Source organism: Acidovorax soli (genome assembly GCF_014207955.1).
Taxonomy (GTDB): Bacteria; Pseudomonadota; Gammaproteobacteria; order Burkholderiales; family Burkholderiaceae_C; genus Acidovorax; species Acidovorax soli_A.
Map to the genome: position 1 here is coordinate 574,421 of NZ_JACHLK010000001.1, position 18,879 is coordinate 593,299.

Sequence of the window (18,879 nt, forward strand, 5' to 3'; positions counted from 1 at the left end):
CATGCGATTCATCCTCCCCTGCGCTGCCCTGCTGGCGCTGGCTGCCCTGCCCCCGATGGCCGCCGCCCAGGAGTGGCCGGCCGCCAAGCCCATCACCTACGTCGTGCCCTTCACGCCCGGGGGCTCCACCGACACCATCGGCCGCGTGCTGGCCAACAAGCTGCAGGAGGCGCTCAAGCAGTCGGTGGTGGTGGAGAACAAGCCGGGCCAGGCCGGCGGCATCGGTGCCAGCTATGTGGCCAAGGCTGCGCCCGATGGCTACACCCTGTTCGGCGGCACCATCAGCACGCATGCCATCAACGCCAGCCTGTACAAGAACCTGGCCTACCAGCCGGTGCGCGACTTCGAGCCCGTGGCGCTGGTGGCCACCCTGCCCAACGTGCTCATCATCAACCCCGCGCTGGGCGTGAACTCGGTGGCCGAGCTGGTCGAGCTGCTCAAGAAAGACCCGGCCAAGCGCATGTTCGCCTCCTCGGGCTCGGGCACCTCCACCCACCTGGCGGGCGAGCTCTTCGGCGACCTGATCGGCGTGAAGCTCACGCACATCCCCTACAAGGGCACGCCGCCGGCCCTGACCGACGTGGCGGCCGGCCAGGTCGCCTTCATGTTCGACCAGATGACGGCGGCCCTGCCCCTGGCCAAGGCCGGGCGCGTGAAGCTGCTGGCCGTGACCACGGGCAAGCGCATCACGCTGGCGCCCGAGCTGCCCACCATGGCCGAGGCCGGCGTGCCCGGCTTCGAGATGTCGTCCTGGCAGGCGGTCTATGCGCCCAAGGGCACGCCGCGGGCCGTGGTGCAGCGCCTGAACGCCGAGATCACCAAGGCCCTCAGGCAGCCCGACGTGCAGGCCAAGCTGCACGACCAACTGGGCATGGACATCGTGGCCAGCACGCCCGAGGAGCTGGCCGCCCACATGGCGCGCGAGATCCCGCGCTGGGCGGAGCTGGTCAAAAAGTCGGGCGCGCAGCCGGACTGAAGGCGGGGCCGGTCACGGCCGTGCGTGGGCCTGTACCAGGCATTGCTGGAACGCCTGTGCCGCACGCGAGGGCTCGGGCGAGCGCCGCAGCAGGCCCACGAAGCGGCAGCTGTAGCGCAGCAGCGCGGGCTGCACGGCCTGCATCAGGCCGCGGCGCTCGAAGGCCTCGGCGTAGTGGTCGGGCAGAAAGCCCAGGTAGCGGCCCGAGAGGATGAGCGTGGCAATCGACTCCTGGTCGAAGCCCGTGGCCGTGCGCGACAGGCGTGCCTGGTGGCTCAGTTCCATGTTGGGCGAGTGGTAGCCCAGGCCGGCGAAGGGCTGGTGGCGCAGTGCCTCCCAGTCCAGCGCGGTGTCGTCGATGCCGAACAGCGGGTGGCCCGCGCCGCAGTAGAGCAGCATGGTCTCGGTGAACAGGTCGGTGTAGACCAGGCTTTGCGAGGCGCGGTGCGCGGGAATGATGCCGACCTGGAAGGTGCCATCGATCACCCCGCGCTCGATGGCGTTGATGGTGCCCACATGCATCTGCAGGTGCACGTCGGGCGCCTGCTGTGCAAACGCTGCGATGGCGTCGCCGATGCGCGCTGCCGGGTTGGTGGCGGTTTTGTCGAATACCGCCACGGAGAGCTGCCCGCCCATGCGCGCATGGATGTCGTCCACCGCATTGCGAAAGCCATCCACCGAGGAAAGCAGGCGCAGCGTCTCGTCGTAGACGCGCTGGCCCTCGGGCGTGAGCGCGAAACCCGCGCGCCCGCGCCGGCACAGGGTCAGGCCCAGGCGGGTCTCCAGGTCCTTGACGTGGCGGCTCACGGTGCTGGTGCCGATGTTGAGCTCCAGCTCCGCGGCCGACATGCCGCCGCATTCGGCCACGGCCTTGAACACCTGCAAGAGGCGCAGGTCCATGTCGCTCAGCTGGCCGAGCACGGCGCGGTTCTTGGTGTTCATGGGGGTCTGGTTGTTACTTGTATAAATCCGCAAGTAAACATTGATATTGCACTATTTGAGAGATTAACACCGGGGGCAACAATCCGCCCGAGACCCGCTTTTGCCTGGGCCCGGCCCGCCTTGCGGCCGCTGTATCGCACTGGAGATTTCCCATGAGCTTCGTCAACATCGAAAAACCCGCTTCCGACGCTGGCGGTGACCGCCTGGACGCCGCCTGGCTCGACGCGCACTGGATGCCCTACACCGCCAACCGCCAGTTCAAGGCGGCCCCGCGCATGATCGTGGAGGGCAGCGGCGCTTACTACACCGACTCCGAAGGCCGCAAGATCTTCGACGGCCTGTCGGGCCTGTGGTGCACGGGCCTGGGCCATGGCCGCCGCGAGATCGCCGAGGCTGTTGGCCAGCAGGCGATGAAGCTCGACTACGCGCCGGCCTTCCAGTTCGGCCACCCGCTCTCGTTCGAGCTGGCCAACCGCATCAAGGCCATCACGCCCGATGGCCTGGACTATGTGTTCTTTACCGGCTCGGGCTCGGAAGCGGCCGACACCTCGCTCAAGATGGCACGCGCCTACTGGCGCGCCAAGGGCCAGGCCAGCAAGACGCGCCTGATCGGCCGCGAAAAGGGCTACCACGGCGTGAACTTCGGCGGCATCTCGGTGGGCGGCATCGCGGCCAACCGCAAGCTTTTCGGCCAGGGCGTCGAAGCCGACCACCTGCCCCACACCCAGCCGGCCGCCGGCTCTTTCCACAAGGGCATGCCTGCCACCGGCAAGGAGCTGGCCGACCGCCTGCTGGACGTGATCGCGCTGCACGATGCCTCGAACATCGCGGCCGTGATCGTGGAGCCCTTCTCCGGCTCGGCCGGCGTGGTGATCCCGCCCGTGGGCTACCTGCAGCGCCTGCGCGAGATCTGCACGCAGAACAACATCCTCCTGATCTTCGACGAGGTCATCACCGCCTTTGGCCGCTGCGGCGCCTGGACCGGTGCCGAGGCCTTCGGCGTGACGCCCGACATCCTGAACTTCGCCAAGCAGGTGACCAACGGCGCGCAGCCCCTGGGCGGCGTGGTCGCGACCAAGGAGATCTACGACACCTTCATGAACGCCGGCGGCCCCGAGTACATGCTCGAGTTCCCCCATGGCTACACCTACTCGGCCCACCCCGTGGCCTGCGCTGCCGGCATCGCCGCGCTGGACCTGCTGCAGAGCGAAGACGCCATCGGCCGCGTGAAGGCGCTGAGCCCGCACTTCGAGCAGGCCGTGCACAGCCTCAAGGGCAGCAAGCACGTGCTCGACATCCGCAACTACGGCCTGGCCGCGGGCATCACCATTGCGCCGCTGCCCGGCGAGCCGGCCCGCCGCCCCTACGAAATTGCGATGAACTGCTGGAAGAAGGGCTTTTACGTGCGCTACGGCGGCGACACCATCCAGCTGGCCCCACCCTTCATCAGCGAGAAGGCCGAGATCGACCGCCTCGTCAACGCCCTGGGCGACGCACTCGCGGAAACCGCCTAAGCCCGCTGCCTGCACTCCTTTCATTTCCTTTCCTTCTGCCATGAACCACGACAAGAGCGTCACCACCACCGTCGGCCACCTGATCGACGGCCAGATCGTTGCCGACACCGAGCGCACGCAGCCGGTCTTCAACCCCGCCACGGGCCAGTCCACCACCAACGTCGCCCTGGCCAGCAAGGCCACGGTGGAGCGCGCCATCGCCTCGGCCGAGGCGGCCTTCCCGGCCTGGCGCAACACGCCGCCGCTCAAGCGCGCCCGCGTGATGAGCAAGCTCAAGGTGCTGCTCGAAGAAAACGCCGACAAGATCGCCGCCATGATCACGGCCGAGCACGGCAAGGTGCTCAGCGATGCGCACGGCGAGCTGCAGCGCGGCATCGAGAACGTGGAGTACGCGAGCTACGCGCCCGAGCTGCTCAAGGGCGAGCACAGCCGCAACGTCGGCCCGGGCATCGACTCGTGGAGCGAGTTCCAGGCGCTGGGTGTCACCGCGGGCATCACGCCCTTCAACTTCCCGGCCATGGTGCCGCTGTGGATGTGGCCCATGGCGGTGGCCTGCGGCAACACCTTCGTGCTCAAGCCCTCCGAGCGCGACCCCACCAGCGCGCTGTTCATCGCCCAGCTGGCGCAGGAAGCGGGCCTGCCGCCCGGTGTGCTCAATGTGGTCAACGGTGACAAGCTGGCCGTGGACACGCTGCTGCGCGATGCGCGCGTCAAGGCCGTGAGCTTCGTCGGTTCCACGCCCATCGCCGAGTACATCTACTCCGAAGGCTGCAAGCACGGCAAGCGCGTGCAGGCGCTGGGCGGCGCCAAGAACCACGCCATCGTGATGCCCGACGCCGATATCGGCAATGCCGTGAGCGCGCTCATGGGCGCGGCCTATGGCAGCTGCGGCGAGCGCTGCATGGCCATCCCCCTGGTGGTGGCCGTGGGCGACGAGGCCGGTGACGCTGTGGTGGCGGGCCTCAAGACCGAGATCGCCAAGATGAAGGTCGGCCCGGGCACGGACAACAGCAACGACATGGGCCCGCTGGTGACCAAGCCGCACTTCGAGAAGGTCAAGTCCTATGTGGACAGCGGCGTGGCCGAAGGCGCCACGCTGGTGGTGGACGGCCGCGGCGTGAAGGTGGCCGGCCATGAGGACGGCTACTTCCTGGGCGCCTGCCTGTTCGACAACGTCAAGCCCGGCATGAAGATCTACCAGGAAGAGATCTTCGGCCCCGTGCTGGGCGTGGTGCGCGTCAAGACGCTGCAGGACGCGATGAAGCTCATCGACGACCACGAGTACGGCAACGGCACCTGCATCTTCACGCGCGACGGCGAGGCCGCGCGTTACTTCACCGACCACATCCAGGTCGGCATGGTGGGCGTGAACGTGCCCCTGCCCGTGCCGGTGGCCTACCACTCCTTCGGTGGCTGGAAGCGCAGCCTGTTCGGCGACCTGCACGCCTACGGCCCCGATGCCGTGCGCTTCTACACCAAGCGCAAGACCATCACGCAGCGCTGGCCCTCGGCTGGCGTGCGCGAAGGCGCGGTGTTCAGCTTCCCGAGCAGCCGCTGATCCAACGGCGCTGTGCAAGACAAACGGCCCCTCGGGGCCGTTTTTTTCTTGGCGGGTTCGGGGCTCAGCAGGCGGCGCGGCAGCGCTTTCCGTCCGTCCAGGTCGCGCCTTCCAGCAAGGCGGCATCCAGGTCCACGTTGACCATCTTGGCGCCCGTGAGGTTGGCGCCGCGCAGGTCGGCCTGCTCCAGGCTCACGTTGACCAGCTCGGCACCGCGCAGGTCGGCGCCCGAGAGGTTGGCGCGCGACAGGTCCACGTTGGTGAACTTGCGGCCGGCCAGCTGGGCGCCCGCGAAGTTGCGGCCCGAGAGATCGCTGTTCACATAGTCACCGCCCTTGCCGCTGCCCTTGGCGCCTGCGGCGGGCTTGGCACTGCCGGAGTGGGTCACGGTGGTGGAGCCGCCCTGCACCACCACGCGGCCGCTGCCGCCGCCGATGGTGGTTTCCACGCGCGCATTGCCATCGGTGGCGGTGATGACCTGCTGGCCGTTGACCACCACCGAGGCGCTGTTGTCGCCCGCGATCACCGTGCCGGAGCCGTTGGAGGCCAGGTTGCGCTGGGCATGGGCCAGGGGTATGCAGGCCGCCACGGCCGTGCAGGCGAGCAGGGTGCGGGCAAGCGTGTGGTTCTTCGTCATCTCTCGGTTTCCTTCGTCATTACGTCAATCGGTGGATCCGCAGGCGGGCTGCGGGCAGGACTTTAAGGGGGGGTTGCGGGCTGGTCGGTAACAGGCGGTGTCCAACGTAAGCTGGTGAGATTCCACAGGGCGTCTTCGCTGCGGCGCGGGCGGTCGGAGAGCATGTCCCGGCCCTCCTTGCCGGCATCGGTGCGGGCATTGATGCGCGTGGCCAGCTCCTCCATCCAGGCGGCGTCGACGCCGCGCGCCGAGTTGTCGCGCGAGGAGCGGCTGAAGATCAGGGCCAGGAATTCGCGTGCGCTGCGCGAGCCGCTGTCGGCCGCGCGCCGGTACAGCCCGATGGCCTGGGCGAAGTCGCGCTGCACGCCACCCTTGCCCTGGTGGTACAGCTGGGCCAGTTGCAGGGTGGCATCGGCGTTGCCATCGTCCGACAGGGTGCGCAGGCGGGCCAGCGTGGCCGATTCGCTGGAGCGGTTCTGGCGCTCCAGGCGCAGGTAGTTGGCACGGGCCACGCCATAGCCCTGGGCGGCGGACAGCACGTACATCTCGCGTGCCCGCTCCAGGCTGCCGTCGAGCTCCCAGGCCACGGCCAGGTCGTTCATGGCCAGGGCGTCGCCGTCCTGCGCGGCCTGCTCCAGCAGGCGGCGCGCATCGCGCAGCTTGCGCGGGCCGGTGATCTGGCCTTCGAGCAGCGACTCGATGTAGGTGGCGCGCACCAGGCCGGCAGCGCGGGCCTTCTGCAGCCATTCGCGGGCGGCGGCCAGGTCGCGCATGCCGCCGGCGTTGTCCACGCCCAGCAGGTAGCCATAGCCGGCCATGCCGCGCACGTCGCCGGCCTGGGCCGCGCGGCCCCACCAGCGGCGCGCGGTGGCGGCTGCCTGGGGCAGGCCGGGGTTGCTGTGGTAGTACATGCCCACCTGCACCATGGCGTCGGCATCGCCGTCGTTGGCGGCCTCGATCAGGCTGTTGAGCACCTGTTCGGTGTTGGCCGAGGGCAGGCGCAGCGAGCTGCCAGGCGTCTGCGGCGTGCGCACCGCGCTGCCCTGGGGGGCCGAGGCCGGCTGCGCGGAGGGCAGCTGGATCACGGCCCGGGCGGCGCCGGTGGCGGCTGCGCAGCTGGCGGCCAGGGCCCAGCGCAGGGCCGTCCTGCGTGCCCGGTCGGCGGGCGCGCCCTGGGGTGGCAGGTGGGCGGTGCTCATTTGGCAGGCCGGTTGGGGTTGCTGCGGGTGCGGCCGGCGGCTGGTGCGGGCTCGGGGGCCTGCACGTTCCAGTCGAGCGAGGTGCTCATCATGCCGACGCCGGCCTGCTCGAAGGCGCTCTGCACCTGGGCCAGGCTGGTCACGCTCTTGATCGGCTCCAGGTTGGCGCTGGTCAGCGTGGCGGGAACCTGGCCCTTGAGCGGCTGGGCCGTCATGGCGCAGAACATGTTCTCGGTGCCGCCACGTGCCGTCTCGATCAGGAAGGAGTTGGGCTTGCTGATGTCGGGGATGAGCACGCTGGTGCGGCCCTGCACCGTGGCCGAGGGCTGCATGGGGTTGGGGTAGACCTGGCTGATGGAGCCGCCCGCGTCCTGGTAGTAGCAGTAGAGGTAGCCGGTGCGGGGCGGCACGACGCGCACCACGATGGATTCGCCGACCTTGAGGTCGCGGTCCTTGCGGCCCACCATGCTCAGCGCGATGCTGCGTGGATCGGGCTCGTTGGCGGGCAGGCCGCTGGGGCGGGCCACCAGCTTGTCGTCGGCGTACTCGGGCTTGCGCAGCTTGCCTTCGGCCGACATGCCCACGAAGCTGCGCATCAGCCGGGTGTAGGTCTCGAAGTTGACCACGCCCACGGGGGTGAGGTCCTGCGAAGCCTGGTACTGGGTCACGGCCTTGCGGAAGGCGGGCGAATCCGTGCCGTCCGTCGTGCCGTTCCACATGCCATGGGTCTGCAGCACGCGCTGCGCCAGGCTCCAGCGCTCGGCCACGCTGGCCTCGTCGTACCAGGCGCGCATCTGGCGCATGAACTCGGGGTGGTTCTGCTCGTAGTCGATGCAGTCCCAGTACGGCACTTTGGCCCACTTGCCCACGAGCTCGATGGCGGCCAGGTCGACCAGCAGGCGCACGGCGGCCCCCGCACCCTGGTTGTTGTCGGCCGCCACCTCGTACTGCACGCCCACGCGGTAGATGTGCCGGGGCAGGCCGGTGGCCTTGGCGCCGATCTCCACCGCCTTGCCGCCGGTGGCCACGATGAGCTCGTTGGCCGACTCGATGCCCGAGTACAGCGTGCGCGTGTTCATGTCGCCCAGGTGCAGGTCCAGCCCCACGGCGCTGCCCAGCACGTCCCAGCTGTAGCCGGTGTCGGTGGCGGCGGTGGAGATGCCCAGGCTCTGGCGCTTGGAGACCACGGTCTTGTCGCCGAAGCTGATGGCGCCCGAGATGTAGATCTGCGGCTTGCGCAGCTCCATCTGGTTGTTGTTGAGCAGCAGGCTGGTGAGGGTCTGCACCGTGTCCTGGCGCAGGGCGTCCACCTCGTAGTCCACCACGCGGAAGGCCTGGCTGGTACGCGACATGCGCGACAGGGCCGTGATCAGCATCTCCTTGGTGCCGGTGCTGAACAGGCCCGAGGGGTCGGGGATGTTCTTCACGGCGATCAGGGTGGTGGGCGTGTGCTCGGCGGCCAGCATGCGGTCCATGCAGGCCAGGCCTTCGCGCAGCACGGAGCCGGACTTGCTCGGCGTGACCAGGGGCGCCTGCTCCACGGTGCCTTGTTCGATGATGTTCACGCGGTCGCTCACGCTGGGCTGGATCGCGCACCCGGACAGGAGCAGGGTCAGGGCCGAGAGGGCCAGCAGGCGGCGCGCTGGGGGGCTGTTCTTGTTCTTCATGCTGGAAACCGTTGGGTTGGATGGGTTGCTGGGGGAGCGTGCTTATTTGCAGAGGTTGATGACCGGGCCTTGCACCACGATGACCTGGTCGTTGTTGGCGGTACCGAAGCGGTTGCCGATGCCGGCCTCGCCCTCGGGCACCTTGGGCGCGCCGATGTTGGTGGCGCAGCTGCTGCCGCTGGGGCCGGTGACGAGCTTGCGGTCCACCGTGGCCAGGGTGTCCTCGGCATCGATGCGGGTGCGCGAGAGCACGTTGGTGACCTTGGTGCGCGAGGCGGGGTCGAGCCCGCTGCGGCCGGCGGGCGGTTTCTGGACGGGGGTCTGGGCGAAAGCGGCCGAAGACGATGCGGCGGCGCATGCGCCGGCCAGGCACAGCGCGGCGAGACGATGGGTTCTCATGGGTGCTTCTCCTCTTTAAAACCTGTCCAAAGCCCTTTGCAATCCATCCACAAGGCTTTGGACAGGTTTCCCAAGGGCGCGCAGCAGCGCTACTGCGCGCCTTGTTCTTCTGTCGTGGCGGATCGGTCGGGCGATCCGCGGGCGCTCGGAGCGCCGGAGGGCTTGCTTACTTGCCGTCGTTGGAGGCCAGGTTCTGCTCGGCCTTGGAGGCGCCGAAGGCCATGTTGGCGACGGCGCCGTTCTTCACGGAAACTTCCTGCGTGTTGTTGCCGCCGATCTTGACGTTGCCCTTGTTGGAAGCCAGGTTCTGCTTGGCGGTGGAGGCACCGAAGGCCATGTTGGCCACGGCGCCGTTTTGCACGGTCACCTTCTGGTTGTTATTGCCGCCGATCTTCACTTCTGCGTGGGCAGCGCCAGCGACGAGAACCAGAGCGGAAATGGCCAGTGCGAAAGTCTTTTGCATAATGAACTCCATTGATAACGATGAAAGAAAGGCATGCCAGATCAATAATGGCTGCCACTAGAGAATCCGGCTGGCTTTTAATATCCGGCCGGAGGTTTTGGAGGGAATTATTTCCCGCCAATATTCACGACACTTCTGACCCCTTTGCCAGATGCCTGGTTGACGATGGGTCCCTGGACCGATATCACCTGGGTGCCCGAGCCGGCACCGGCCCCGGTGCGCGATGCAATATTCAATTCACTGTGGGCACCAAAGGTGGCGGCATTCAATACGGTGCCGCGCACCGTCACCTGCTGCGAATTGCCGCTGACCACCTGGGCGCCCTGGGTGGACGCGATATTCATGACGGCGGTGCCGCCCGTGGCCGCCACGTTGGCGGCGCCACCGCTCAGCTCGACGCTCTGCTGGTTGCCGCCGGCGTGGGCGAATGCGGGAGCCAATGCCGCGGCCGCGATCCAGGGAGAAAGAGAATGCTTCATTTTCCGGGTTCCTGCCAGTTAATCCTTGTGTTGCCCGTATATCGGTCTGTTTTATATCTGCTCTTGTTAATCGATTTTTCGAGAAGACTGTCTTGTCTGTTTGCCATCCCGTGTTTGCGATGCGTTGGACGAAGATTAGCAAGGAACTTTTGGATTGGTACGGGTTCAGCGGCAGTTTCGGCCCCGTTCGTGACAAATTCATTAAATTGGCGCCGTTCGGGCCGAAGTCTGGCCATCTGAGGAAAAATGCCCAGAACTCCCAAAAAGCCCCGCAGAAGACATGCAATATATGCAACAAAAAGCAATGAAAATCTGTTGCCATATGGGAGCAAAAAACAGGCAGATACATTCCAATTAAATGAATACAGATGTGACAGCGTCCACCGTGGGGAAAAATCCGGCCGCCGCAGGCAGAAACAAATGTCCGCTGAAGGGCGTTGGGCCCCGTATCCACTTCGCACGCCGAAGAGGGGCGGGCTGAGAGCGGCAGTCGGCCCAGGTCCACACACGGGCGGGGGAGCGTGGGGCGCTGCCGTGGCCCTCGAATCGCCGGCCTGCAGGAGCACCGGGCCACGGCGGGCTGCATGGCAATTTCCGCGTTGACCAGTTGCGGCGTGCCGACCTAGCATCGCGACGCTTTATCCACCTCTTGAAGGAGCATTCATGGAAGCATTCATCGGCACGGTCATGGCCGTCGGGTTCAACTATGCGCCGCGCGGCTGGGCGTTCTGCAACGGCCAATTGATCGCCATCTCACAGAATTCCGCTCTGTTTGCACTGCTGGGGACGATGTATGGCGGCGATGGCATCAGCACCTTCGCATTGCCGGATCTGCGCGGCAGGGTGCCGGTGGGCTCCCAGGGGGCCGGCCCCGGCATCTCCAACGTGGTCCAGGGCGAGAAGGCCGGAACCAACAACGTGACCGTGATCGCCAACACCACGGCCACAGCGACCCTGTCGGTTGCCAACCTGCCGGCCCACACGCACGGCGTCACGGTGAACCCTACCGCCGTCACCACCAGTGTGCAGGTGTCCACGGTCGCTGGCACCACCGGCACCCCTGCGGCCGGTTCCTACCTGTGTGCGGCGCCTGCGGGCGGGCCCGGCAGCGCGACCATCTACGCGCCCACCGCGTCGTCTCCAGTCAACCTGGGCGGGGTCGGGACCACCCTGGGCACGGGCGCGGTGACTGTGGACTCCACGGGCAACGGCCAGCCGCTGGCCATCCCTGTGAGCACGAGTGCCACGGTGTCCATCATGCAGCCCTACCTGGGTTTGAACTACATCATCTGTCTGGAAGGCATCTTCCCGTCGCGCAACTGAAGCAGTCCCCTGGTTCCGGGTGCGGCTTCAGTCCGGGCTGCGCGCAAGCCGCCGTTGCTCGAGCTGGCGGTAGCAGCGGATCGCTTCGTCCAGGCGCTCGCTGGTCGGCAGGAAGGGCTGTCCGCCGGGCGGTGGCGCCGGGTCGCCCTGGAACGGGCTGCCGGTATGCTTGGAGTGAAAGCCCGAGCGTGCCTGCAGCGCTTCCCGCTCGGCGGGGCTGCATGGCATCCCCAGCAGCTGCGGCAGCTCCTGCCAGATCGCCCCGGGCAGTTGCCGGTAGTCCATCAGCACCAGGTCCTGCGTGCTCGCCATCTCCAGGCCGCAGCGGTACAGGCTTTGGAGCACACGGATGGCATGGCCGTCCAGGTCGCCGGGGGCGAGTTCCGGGTCTCCGGGCCGGTGCACCAGGCTTTCCAGCCGCGACAGGTCGATCAGCCCTGGCACCATCTGCAGGCCGCGCTGGCGGCGGTGGGAGGCGAGCACTTCCCCGGGTTCGCGGTACAGGAACACGGTGGGAGTGCCAGGGAACGCCGCCTGCACCAAGGGCATCCAGGGCAGGTGCCAGCAGTCGAACTTGATGACCAGGTGCCGCTCTGCGGGGCTGCGCCGCTGCCCCAGCGCGGCCACCAGCCGTTGCAGCGTGCGGGTGCCTCCGCTGTGCTCGGGGTGGTGGTGGTGCAGCCGGAAGAAGGCGTTGAGTACCGGGGGCTCCGACATCACGATGCACTGCGGCAAGGTGGCCAGCGCCTGTGTGATCAGCGTGGAGCCGCATCGCGAGACGTGGAAGATGAAGGCCGCCGGCGGTACGCTGTCGGGCAGGTCGTCCAGTGCGGACCAGGGGGTGCTGCAGACCAGGCGGTCCTGCGCTGTCTGCCGGGCCAGGCTGTCTTCGAAAAAGGGAGCAGTGAAGCGCTGCTCGCCCATGAAACGCCACCAGACCCTGGCGGGGTCGTGCTGCAGGGTCACTGGAAACCAGCCGTGCAGCGATGGCCGCTCGGCCGGGCCCACTTCACGGCCGCGCAGCAGCGCCTGTTCTGCTTGCATGGGTTTCCTGCAATCGGTCGGCCAGCTGCGCGGCGCTTGCATGGCTGCTGGCGCGCAGCGCTGCAATGACCTGCAACACATTGCCATCGTGGATGGAGGGATCGCCGTAGGGCGAACTTTCGCGCAACACCCCGCCGGCGGCCAGGAACAGCTGGGTGAGCCAGGGGTTGGTCACGCAGTCGATCATGAGGTGGATGCGGGCCCGGGCACTGCGGTTGTGGGCACCGTGCAGGCAGCTGGCATTGAGGTACCAGGCGTTACCCGCCGAGAAATGGACTTCTTCGCCCTCGATGCGGTAGGTGGCCAGTGGCGAGGTCTGCACGGGAATGTGCAGGCGGGTCAGGCCGTCTTCCAGGGCCCCGCCCGCATCCCGGTGCTCGTGGATCACGGCCCCGGCCTCCAGCCCCATGAGGCGGATCGAGGTTTTCTCGCACTGGAACTGGTCGATGGCATGGCGCAGGTGCGGGCAGCGCGCCAGGATGGCGGTGTCCTCGAAACGGCCGCTCTCCACCGGCATGATGTGGTCGGTGCGGCCCTCGACGGAACGCAGCGGGACACAGCTCCAGCCGGTTTCATAGGCGGAGGTATTGAAATGGCTGATCCATTCCGAGGGGGCCACGCGCTGCAGGTCGCCCTGCAGCCGGGCCAGATCGAAAGCGAGCGGCAGTTTCAGGTAGGGGGTGGGGGCGGTGCCAGGGGAATTCATGCAGGGGCGCTGTGCCAGACCATCTGCGTGAGCATATCGTCTTGCGAGGTGGCGGTGAATCCGAGCTGGTCGTAGAGGCGCCTTGCTGGCGGATTGGTGCGGCTGACATTCAGGCTGAGGGCCTGCCGGTGCCCTTGCGCATGGGCCTGCAGCGCGCGCAGCACGGCGGTCGCAGCGCCGCAGCGGCGGGCTTCAGGCAGCACCACGATGTCGACCAGGTGGAGCGCCCCGGGGGCATCGTCGACCACCGCGCGGCCGATGGGATCGCCCGAGCGCAGCAGCAACCACTGGCGGGCCTGGGGAAACTGGTGGCGAAAGCCCATCTCCTGCGCGTTCTGCTGCATGGCCATGAGCTGTTGCAGCAGCGCCGCGTCGGGGATGGCCTGCTGCAGGTCTTCGCGGCTGGAGGCATACAGGGTCTGCAGGAATTGCTGGTCGGACTCCAACCTCTCCCGCAGGGCAAATGGTTCTGGCAAGGGGTACACGGTGGATTCCCGGTTGTACGATGCGTTCGTTCCCTCCATTCTGGCAAGGGAATGGGCCCCTTCCAAACCCACAATCACCTGACTTGACGCAGCCGATGAGCATTTCCTTTGAACCCATCCACGCCGTGGTGGGCAGCCACTTCACTGCCCACACCCAGCTTGGCACCGTGGAGCTGGTGCTGGTGGACGCCAGCGAGCGCGCGCGGGGCCATCTGCCACAGGCATTCCGCACCCCCTTCTCCCTGCTGTTCCATGGGCCGGAGTCACCCCGGCTGGGACAGGACGTCTATGCGCTGGACCACCCGGCACTGGGGCGCGTGGAATGGATGCTGGTGCCCGTGATGCCGGACCCCCAGGCGCCACAGATTCCCCGCTACGAGGCCGTGTTTGCCTGAGGAGCGGGCCCCGCTTGTCCCAACCAGGCGCAAGGTCTTTGCGGGCCGGCCAGGGCCCGCGCCGTTCCAACCCAAATTGCAAAGCTGTCGCACCCGACTAAGCAGATCTGCTTACTAGGGTTTTTACCGAAGGCGTCCTACAATCGCCATCCCCTGAAGCGTGTAAGCCCGTTCCTACAGGCGCTGACACCTTGCGCCACCCCAAGCTGGAGACAACTGAATGCCCGAGAACACCACGGCCGAGAACAACAACAACCAATCCGACAAACGCGCCCAGTTGCGCCGCGCGGCCCTCGAGTACCACGAGTTTCCCAAGCCCGGCAAGATCGCCATCGCGGCGACCAAGCAGATGGTCAACCAGCACGATCTGGCGCTGGCCTACTCGCCCGGCGTGGCTGCACCCTGCGAAGAGATCGTCAAGGACCCCAATGCCGCCTTCAAGTACACCAGCCGGGGCAACCTGGTCGGTGTGGTGACCAACGGCACGGCGGTGCTGGGCCTGGGGGACATCGGCCCGCTGGCAGGCAAGCCCGTCATGGAAGGCAAGGGTGTGCTGTTCAAGAAGTTTTCGGGCATCGACGTGTTCGACATCGAGATCAACGAGAAGGATCCCGAGAAGCTGGTCGAGATCATCGCCAGCCTGGAGCCGACCTTCGGTGGCATCAACCTGGAGGACATCAAGGCACCCGACTGCTTCTACATCGAGCGCAAGCTGCGCGAGCGCATGAAGATCCCGGTCTTCCACGACGACCAGCATGGCACGGCCATCGTGGTCGGCGCGGCCATCCTCAACGGCCTGAAGATCGCCGGCAAGGACCCCAAGGACGTCAAGCTCGTGACCTCGGGCGCCGGTGCGGCCGCCCTGGCCTGCCTGGGCCTCCTGGTCAAGCTGGGCATCCCGCGCGAGAACATCTGGGTCACCGACCTGGCAGGCGTGGTCTACGAAGGCCGTACCGAACTCATGGACGAGGACAAGATCCAGTTCGCGCAGAAGACCTCGGCACGCACGCTGTCCGAGGTGATCGAGGGTGCCGACGTGTTCCTGGGCCTGTCGGCCGGGGGTGTGCTCAAGCAGGACATGGTGCGCAAGATGGCGCCGCGCCCGCTGATCTTCGCGCTGGCCAACCCCAACCCCGAGATCCAGCCCGAGGACGTGAAGGCCGTGCGCGACGACGCCATCATGGCCACCGGCCGTACGGACTACCCCAACCAGGTCAACAACGTCCTGTGCTTCCCCTACATTTTCCGCGGCGCGCTGGACTGCGGTGCCACCACCATCACGCTGGAGATGGAGATCGCCGCAGTGCATGCCATCGCCCAGCTGGCCCAGGCCGAGCAGAGCGAGGTGGTGGCGGCTGCCTATGTGGGTGAGCAGCTGGCTTTCGGCCCCGAGTACCTGATCCCCAAGCCTTTCGATCCGCGGCTGATGATGATGATCGCCCCGGCCGTGGCCCAGGCAGCGGCCGACAGCGGCGTGGCGTTGCGCCCGATCGCCGACATGGACGCCTACCGCGACAAGCTGCAAAGCTTCGTCTATGCCTCGGGCTCGATGATGAAGCCCATCTTCGCGGCCGCCAAGTCGGCCGCCAAGAAGCGCGTGGCCTATGCCGAGGGCGAGGAAGAGCGCGTGCTGCGCGCCGCCCAGATCGTGGTGGACGAGCGCATCGCCCGCCCCACCCTGATCGGCCGCCCGGCCGTCATTGCCGAGCGCATCCAGAAGTTCGGCCTGCGCCTGCGCGAAGGCGTGGACTACGACATCGTCAACGTCGAGCAGGACCACCGCTACCGCGACTTCTGGCAGACCTACCACCGCATGACCGAGCGCAAGGGCGTGACGGTGCCGATCGCCAAGATCGAGATGCGCCGCCGCCTGGCGCTGATCGGCTCCATGCTGTTGCACAAGGGCGAGGTCGATGGCCTGATCGTCGGCACCTGGGGCCACACGGCCCTGCACCTGAACTACATCGACCAGGTGATCGGCAAGCGCGCCGGCGTGTGCACCTATGCCTGCATGAACGGCCTGCTGCTGCCCGACCGCCAGGTGTTCCTGGTGGACACGCACATCAACTACGACCCCACGGCCGAGCAACTGGCCGAAATCACCGTGATGGCAGCCGAGGAGATGATGCGCTTCGGCATCAAGCCGCGCGCCGCCCTGCTCTCGCACTCCAACTTCGGCAGCAGCAACCAGCCCAGCGCCGTGAAGATGCGCCAGACCCTGGAGCTGCTGCGCGTGCAGGCGCCCTGGCTGGAGGTGGACGGCGAGATGCACGGCGACGTGGCACTGGACGGCAAGGCCCGCGCGGCCATCATGCCGCACAGTGATCTCATTGGCGACGCCAATCTGCTCGTGCTGCCCAATATTGATGCGGCCAATATTTCCTACAACCTGCTCAAGACCGCGGCGGGCGGCAACATCGCCATCGGCCCCGTGCTGCTGGGCGCGGCGCAGCCGGTGCACATCCTGACGGCAAGCACCACGGTGCGCCGCATCGTGAACATGACAGCACTCACTGTGGCCGATGCCAACGCATCCCGGTAAGTGATTGAACAATAGCGAGCACTAACTTATATTGCTTGCATTCCCCCGAAGCGCCTGCCCAATCTTTGTGCAGGCGCTTGCTTTTTGGGGACCGTTGAGTCACACTACGGGCTCGAAATTTCGGGTTAACCCGTAGTTTCTGAAAGGTGTTGTTGATGCTGAAGGCTGTAGCCGCCCGGGCGCGCAAAGCAGGGTTTTTGTGTGCGGTGGGTGTTGCGTTCGTTCTGTCCCCCCTGGTGGGGCAAGCCCGCCAATCCTCCCCGACCCCCGACGGTTCCACCACCTCCCCCATCGCTCTGGCCGAGTTGCCGCCCCAGGGGCGTGCGACGTATGCGCTGATCCGTGAGGGAGGCCCGTTTCCGTACGACAAGGATGGAACGGTGTTCGGCAATCGCGAACGGCTGTTGCCCGCCCACAAGCGCGGCTACTACCGGGAATACACCGTCAGAACACCAGGCTCGCGCAACCGCGGGGCCCGGCGCATTGTGTGTGGCGGCCAGCCCCGGACGCCGGACGCCTGCTACTACACCAGCGACCACTACGCCAGTTTTCGCGAAATCCTCGAGAAATGATGCCTGGCATGCTGTCTCTGGCCGATTTTTGCGGCCATGGGCAATGTGCGCTCTTGAATCCCCCACCCGTAAGCCGTACGCTGTGCAGTCTTGCGGACAGCCGAAGTTTTTGGACTTTATCAAGAAAGAGTAGCGGAGAAGATGCTGCAGACGCCACTTCGTAAAGACCTGGAAACGCCACTGCGTGGCGTGCGCACCAACATCGTGCAGTCCATCCGCGCCTTCCGCGTGCAGGACCTGCAGGATGCGGCCACGTCCCTGGGGCACCACTTCCTGTACGCCAACCTGGCCCACGCCCAGTCCAAGCAGGACGTGCTGGACCTGATCGCGGGGCAGTTCACCTTCCCGTCGCACTTCGGCAAGAACTTCGACGCGTTGTACGACTGCATGACGGATCCCTTGCACAAATCGGGCCCGCAGCCCGGTTTCATCGTGGTGCTGGAACAGATCCCCGCCACGGGCAAGTTCGACAAGGAAGCACGCGAGCAACTGCTCGACATCTTCCGCGACGCAGCGGACTACTGGAGCGATCGCAAGATCCCCTTCCGCTGTTTCTATTCTTTTCTGTAGCCCGTTCTGCATCCACCAGCCAAGCAGAACGGGCGAACGAGGCTAACGAAGCACAGACGACCAAGGTCCAAGGCATCGAGATCCCCGCCGACCCTGCCGCCGAAAGGATGCCCACTGACAAGTTGGTGGACGTGTCCCCCCTGGCGCTGCGCATGAGCAGCCCTTTCAACGCCGGTTACTGGCTCAGCGCGGCGTAGCAGGTACATCCCCCTGAGGCGCTTCGCGCCTTCCCCCTTCTCTCGAATTACTGCGTAATTCGGGAAGGGGGACGCAGCCAGTGCGGCGGGGCGGCCCTTGCACGGCTGCCCTGGCTTGGGCAGCGCGCTTTCTACCTTCGCGCCCTGATCTTCAGGTCTTGGGGCCCATGGCGGCGGCCAGGGCCACGTATTCGTCCACGGGGACTTCTTCGGCGCGGCGTTGGGTGTCGAAGGTGCCGGGGTAGGCCTTGGCTTCGAGCCAGCGGCCCAGGGTGTGGCGCAGCAGCTTGCGGCGCTGGCTGAAGGCGACCTGGACCAGTTCTTCCAGCAGGGGTTCGCTCAGGGGCACGGGTGCCTCGCGGGGCACCATGCGCACCACGGCACTGTCCACGCGCGGGGGCGGATCGAAGCTCTCGGGCGGCACGAAGAGCACGTTCTCCATCGCGTAGCGCCACTGCAGCATCACCGACAGGCGCCCGTAGTCGCCCGTGGCAGGCGATGCCACCATGCGGTCGATCACTTCCTTTTGCAGCATGAAATGCTGGTCCTCGATCACTGCGACATGCGCCAGCAGGTGGAACAGGATGGGTGTGGAGATGTTGTAGGGCAGGTTGCCCACCACGCGCAGCTTGAGGGCCGGCTGGCCCACGCGCGCGCGCCAGTCGAGCGCCAGCTGCGTGAAATCGACCCTGAGCACATCCGACTCGATCACCTCGAGCTGCCCATGCAGCCGCAGCCTGAGCGCCAGGTCGCGGTCCAGCTCAATCACCGTGAGCCGCCCCAGGCGCTCCACCAGCGGCTGCGTCAGCGCCGCCAGCCCCGGCCCGATCTCCACCATGGGCTGGCCCGCCTGCGGCGCAATGGCATCCACGATGCCATCGATGATGCCGTGGTCGGACAGAAAGTGCTGGCCAAAGCGCTTGCGGGGAATGTGTTTCATCTCAACTGGATCGTGCACGCAGCCCTGTGAGGCCGCGTGAAAAAAGCGAAAGCGCCCAGAATCTGAGCGCGTATGCGGTGAATGATGCACCATCCGCCGAGGCAGGGCTACTGGGCACTCGCCGTTCGACCCCACCCTCGGCGGAGTTCACCTGATCGATCACCCGCAGTACACGGCGCGAGGGCGGACCGGCCGCAGCGCCGGGCCGCCCCAAGCAAGGCCAGCCCCCTCGGGGGGCAGCGAACCACACGCAGTGGGGAGCGTGGGGGCT

The 18,879-nt window shown here is 66.7% G+C and carries 19 protein-coding genes; 8 read left to right on the top strand and 11 right to left on the bottom strand.

Annotated elements, in window-relative coordinates:
* Window position 1: 1 nt before the first annotated feature.
* Window positions 2-976 (top strand): tripartite tricarboxylate transporter substrate binding protein, encoded by a 975-nt coding sequence (locus HNP48_RS02720; RefSeq protein ID WP_184855297.1) that lies wholly within the window; start codon window positions 2-4, stop codon window positions 974-976.
* 12 nt (window positions 977-988) lie between these two features.
* On the opposite strand, the gene HNP48_RS02725 is transcribed toward HNP48_RS02720, so the two are convergent.
* A complete protein-coding gene (locus HNP48_RS02725) occupies window positions 989-1,918 on the bottom strand; it encodes a LysR family transcriptional regulator (RefSeq protein WP_184855298.1) in 930 nt (309 codons plus the stop codon).
* Window positions 1,919-2,070: 152 nt separating this feature from the next.
* On the opposite strand from HNP48_RS02725, the gene HNP48_RS02730 reads away from it, so the two are divergent.
* Window positions 2,071-3,432 carry an aspartate aminotransferase family protein gene (locus HNP48_RS02730; RefSeq protein WP_184855299.1) on the top strand — a complete coding sequence of 454 codons (1,362 nt, stop codon included), beginning with the start codon at window positions 2,071-2,073 and terminating at the stop codon, window positions 3,430-3,432.
* A gap of 40 nt (window positions 3,433-3,472) precedes the next feature.
* Complete coding sequence (locus HNP48_RS02735) at window positions 3,473-4,990, top strand: CoA-acylating methylmalonate-semialdehyde dehydrogenase (RefSeq protein WP_184855300.1); 1,518 nt, start codon at window positions 3,473-3,475, stop codon at window positions 4,988-4,990.
* A gap of 64 nt (window positions 4,991-5,054) precedes the next feature.
* On the opposite strand, the gene HNP48_RS02740 is transcribed toward HNP48_RS02735, so the two are convergent.
* From HNP48_RS02740 to HNP48_RS02765, 6 genes are all read right to left on the bottom strand, one after another.
* The gene (locus HNP48_RS02740) at window positions 5,055-5,627 is read right to left on the bottom strand and encodes a pentapeptide repeat-containing protein (protein ID WP_184855301.1); all 573 of its coding nucleotides are present in this window, start codon (window positions 5,625-5,627) and stop codon (window positions 5,055-5,057) included.
* Window positions 5,628-5,689: 62 nt separating this feature from the next.
* Window positions 5,690-6,826, bottom strand: coding sequence for a tetratricopeptide repeat protein (locus tag HNP48_RS02745; protein WP_184855302.1), 1,137 nt, complete (start codon window positions 6,824-6,826; stop codon window positions 5,690-5,692).
* A complete protein-coding gene (locus HNP48_RS02750; RefSeq protein ID WP_184855303.1) occupies window positions 6,823-8,493 on the bottom strand; it encodes a DUF4384 domain-containing protein in 1,671 nt (556 codons plus the stop codon). The genes HNP48_RS02745 and HNP48_RS02750 overlap by 4 nt, the downstream gene beginning before the upstream one ends.
* Window positions 8,494-8,535: 42 nt before the next feature.
* The gene (locus HNP48_RS02755) at window positions 8,536-8,892 is read right to left on the bottom strand and encodes a hypothetical protein (RefSeq protein ID WP_184855304.1); all 357 of its coding nucleotides are present in this window, start codon (window positions 8,890-8,892) and stop codon (window positions 8,536-8,538) included.
* A gap of 166 nt (window positions 8,893-9,058) precedes the next feature.
* Window positions 9,059-9,355 carry a hypothetical protein gene (locus tag HNP48_RS02760; protein WP_221480051.1) on the bottom strand — a complete coding sequence of 99 codons (297 nt, stop codon included), beginning with the start codon at window positions 9,353-9,355 and terminating at the stop codon, window positions 9,059-9,061.
* 107 nt (window positions 9,356-9,462) lie between these two features.
* Window positions 9,463-9,834: a hypothetical protein gene (locus tag HNP48_RS02765; RefSeq protein WP_184855306.1), complete on the bottom strand. Its 372-nt coding sequence runs from the start codon at window positions 9,832-9,834 to the stop codon at window positions 9,463-9,465.
* A 663-nt stretch (window positions 9,835-10,497) separates the two neighbouring features.
* Here HNP48_RS02765 and HNP48_RS02770 point away from each other — a divergent pair.
* Entirely contained in the window at window positions 10,498-11,157 is a 660-nt protein-coding gene (locus HNP48_RS02770; RefSeq protein ID WP_184855307.1) for a phage tail protein, read from the top strand.
* 27 nt (window positions 11,158-11,184) lie between these two features.
* On the opposite strand, the gene HNP48_RS02775 is transcribed toward HNP48_RS02770, so the two are convergent.
* The 3 genes from HNP48_RS02775 to HNP48_RS02785 are packed head-to-tail and all read right to left on the bottom strand — an operon-like array spanning window position 11,185 to window position 13,383.
* Complete coding sequence (locus tag HNP48_RS02775; protein WP_184855308.1) at window positions 11,185-12,201, bottom strand: hypothetical protein; 1,017 nt, start codon at window positions 12,199-12,201, stop codon at window positions 11,185-11,187.
* On the bottom strand, window positions 12,167-12,907 hold the full coding sequence (locus tag HNP48_RS02780) for an aspartyl/asparaginyl beta-hydroxylase domain-containing protein (RefSeq protein WP_184855309.1): 741 nt from the start codon (window positions 12,905-12,907) through the stop codon (window positions 12,167-12,169). The genes HNP48_RS02775 and HNP48_RS02780 overlap by 35 nt, the downstream gene beginning before the upstream one ends.
* A complete protein-coding gene (locus tag HNP48_RS02785; protein WP_184855310.1) occupies window positions 12,904-13,383 on the bottom strand; it encodes a GNAT family N-acetyltransferase in 480 nt (159 codons plus the stop codon). Before HNP48_RS02785 ends, HNP48_RS02780 begins: the two co-directional genes overlap by 4 nt.
* Before the next feature lie 104 nt (window positions 13,384-13,487).
* Between HNP48_RS02785 and HNP48_RS02790 the strand changes: the two genes are divergently transcribed.
* The 4 genes from HNP48_RS02790 to HNP48_RS02805 all read left to right on the top strand — a co-directional run bounded on the left by HNP48_RS02790 (window position 13,488) and on the right by HNP48_RS02805 (window position 17,471).
* Window positions 13,488-13,787, top strand: coding sequence for a DUF6916 family protein (locus tag HNP48_RS02790; RefSeq protein ID WP_184855311.1), 300 nt, complete (start codon window positions 13,488-13,490; stop codon window positions 13,785-13,787).
* 220 nt (window positions 13,788-14,007) lie between these two features.
* Window positions 14,008-16,329: an NADP-dependent malic enzyme gene (locus HNP48_RS02795; RefSeq protein ID WP_184855312.1), complete on the top strand. Its 2,322-nt coding sequence runs from the start codon at window positions 14,008-14,010 to the stop codon at window positions 16,327-16,329.
* Between the two features lie 155 nt (window positions 16,330-16,484).
* The gene (locus tag HNP48_RS02800) at window positions 16,485-16,901 is read left to right on the top strand and encodes a ribonuclease domain-containing protein (RefSeq protein WP_184855313.1); all 417 of its coding nucleotides are present in this window, start codon (window positions 16,485-16,487) and stop codon (window positions 16,899-16,901) included.
* Window positions 16,902-17,045: 144 nt separating this feature from the next.
* Entirely contained in the window at window positions 17,046-17,471 is a 426-nt protein-coding gene (locus tag HNP48_RS02805) for a barstar family protein (protein WP_184855665.1), read from the top strand.
* A gap of 348 nt (window positions 17,472-17,819) precedes the next feature.
* Here the strand turns inward: HNP48_RS02805 and rsmA are convergent, their stop codons facing one another.
* Window positions 17,820-18,608, bottom strand: coding sequence for a 16S rRNA (adenine(1518)-N(6)/adenine(1519)-N(6))-dimethyltransferase RsmA (gene rsmA, locus HNP48_RS02810; protein WP_184855314.1), 789 nt, complete (start codon window positions 18,606-18,608; stop codon window positions 17,820-17,822).
* Window positions 18,609-18,879 lie beyond the last annotated feature (271 nt).

Bases quoted from the DNA above. Each gene is read 5' to 3' on its own strand.
- HNP48_RS02765 (WP_184855306.1), bottom strand. From the start codon at position 9,834: ATGAAGCATTCTCTTTCTCCCTGGATCGCGGCCGCGGCATTGGCTCCC.
- HNP48_RS02780 (WP_184855309.1), bottom strand. From the start codon at position 12,907: ATGAATTCCCCTGGCACCGCCCCCACCCCCTACCTGAAACTGCCGCTC.
- HNP48_RS02745 (WP_184855302.1), bottom strand. From the start codon at position 6,826: ATGAGCACCGCCCACCTGCCACCCCAGGGCGCGCCCGCCGACCGGGCA.
- HNP48_RS02770 (WP_184855307.1), top strand. From the start codon at position 10,498: ATGGAAGCATTCATCGGCACGGTCATGGCCGTCGGGTTCAACTATGCG.
- HNP48_RS02790 (WP_184855311.1), top strand. From the start codon at position 13,488: ATGAGCATTTCCTTTGAACCCATCCACGCCGTGGTGGGCAGCCACTTC.
- HNP48_RS02730 (WP_184855299.1), top strand. From the start codon at position 2,071: ATGAGCTTCGTCAACATCGAAAAACCCGCTTCCGACGCTGGCGGTGAC.
- HNP48_RS02760 (WP_221480051.1), bottom strand. From the start codon at position 9,355: ATGCAAAAGACTTTCGCACTGGCCATTTCCGCTCTGGTTCTCGTCGCT.
- HNP48_RS02795 (WP_184855312.1), top strand. From the start codon at position 14,008: ATGCCCGAGAACACCACGGCCGAGAACAACAACAACCAATCCGACAAA.
- HNP48_RS02775 (WP_184855308.1), bottom strand. From the start codon at position 12,201: ATGCAAGCAGAACAGGCGCTGCTGCGCGGCCGTGAAGTGGGCCCGGCC.
- HNP48_RS02750 (WP_184855303.1), bottom strand. From the start codon at position 8,493: ATGAAGAACAAGAACAGCCCCCCAGCGCGCCGCCTGCTGGCCCTCTCG.
- HNP48_RS02735 (WP_184855300.1), top strand. From the start codon at position 3,473: ATGAACCACGACAAGAGCGTCACCACCACCGTCGGCCACCTGATCGAC.
- rsmA (WP_184855314.1), bottom strand. From the start codon at position 18,608: ATGAAACACATTCCCCGCAAGCGCTTTGGCCAGCACTTTCTGTCCGAC.
- HNP48_RS02740 (WP_184855301.1), bottom strand. From the start codon at position 5,627: ATGACGAAGAACCACACGCTTGCCCGCACCCTGCTCGCCTGCACGGCC.
- HNP48_RS02725 (WP_184855298.1), bottom strand. From the start codon at position 1,918: ATGAACACCAAGAACCGCGCCGTGCTCGGCCAGCTGAGCGACATGGAC.
- HNP48_RS02800 (WP_184855313.1), top strand. From the start codon at position 16,485: ATGCTGAAGGCTGTAGCCGCCCGGGCGCGCAAAGCAGGGTTTTTGTGT.
- HNP48_RS02720 (WP_184855297.1), top strand. From the start codon at position 2: ATGCGATTCATCCTCCCCTGCGCTGCCCTGCTGGCGCTGGCTGCCCTG.
- HNP48_RS02755 (WP_184855304.1), bottom strand. From the start codon at position 8,892: ATGAGAACCCATCGTCTCGCCGCGCTGTGCCTGGCCGGCGCATGCGCC.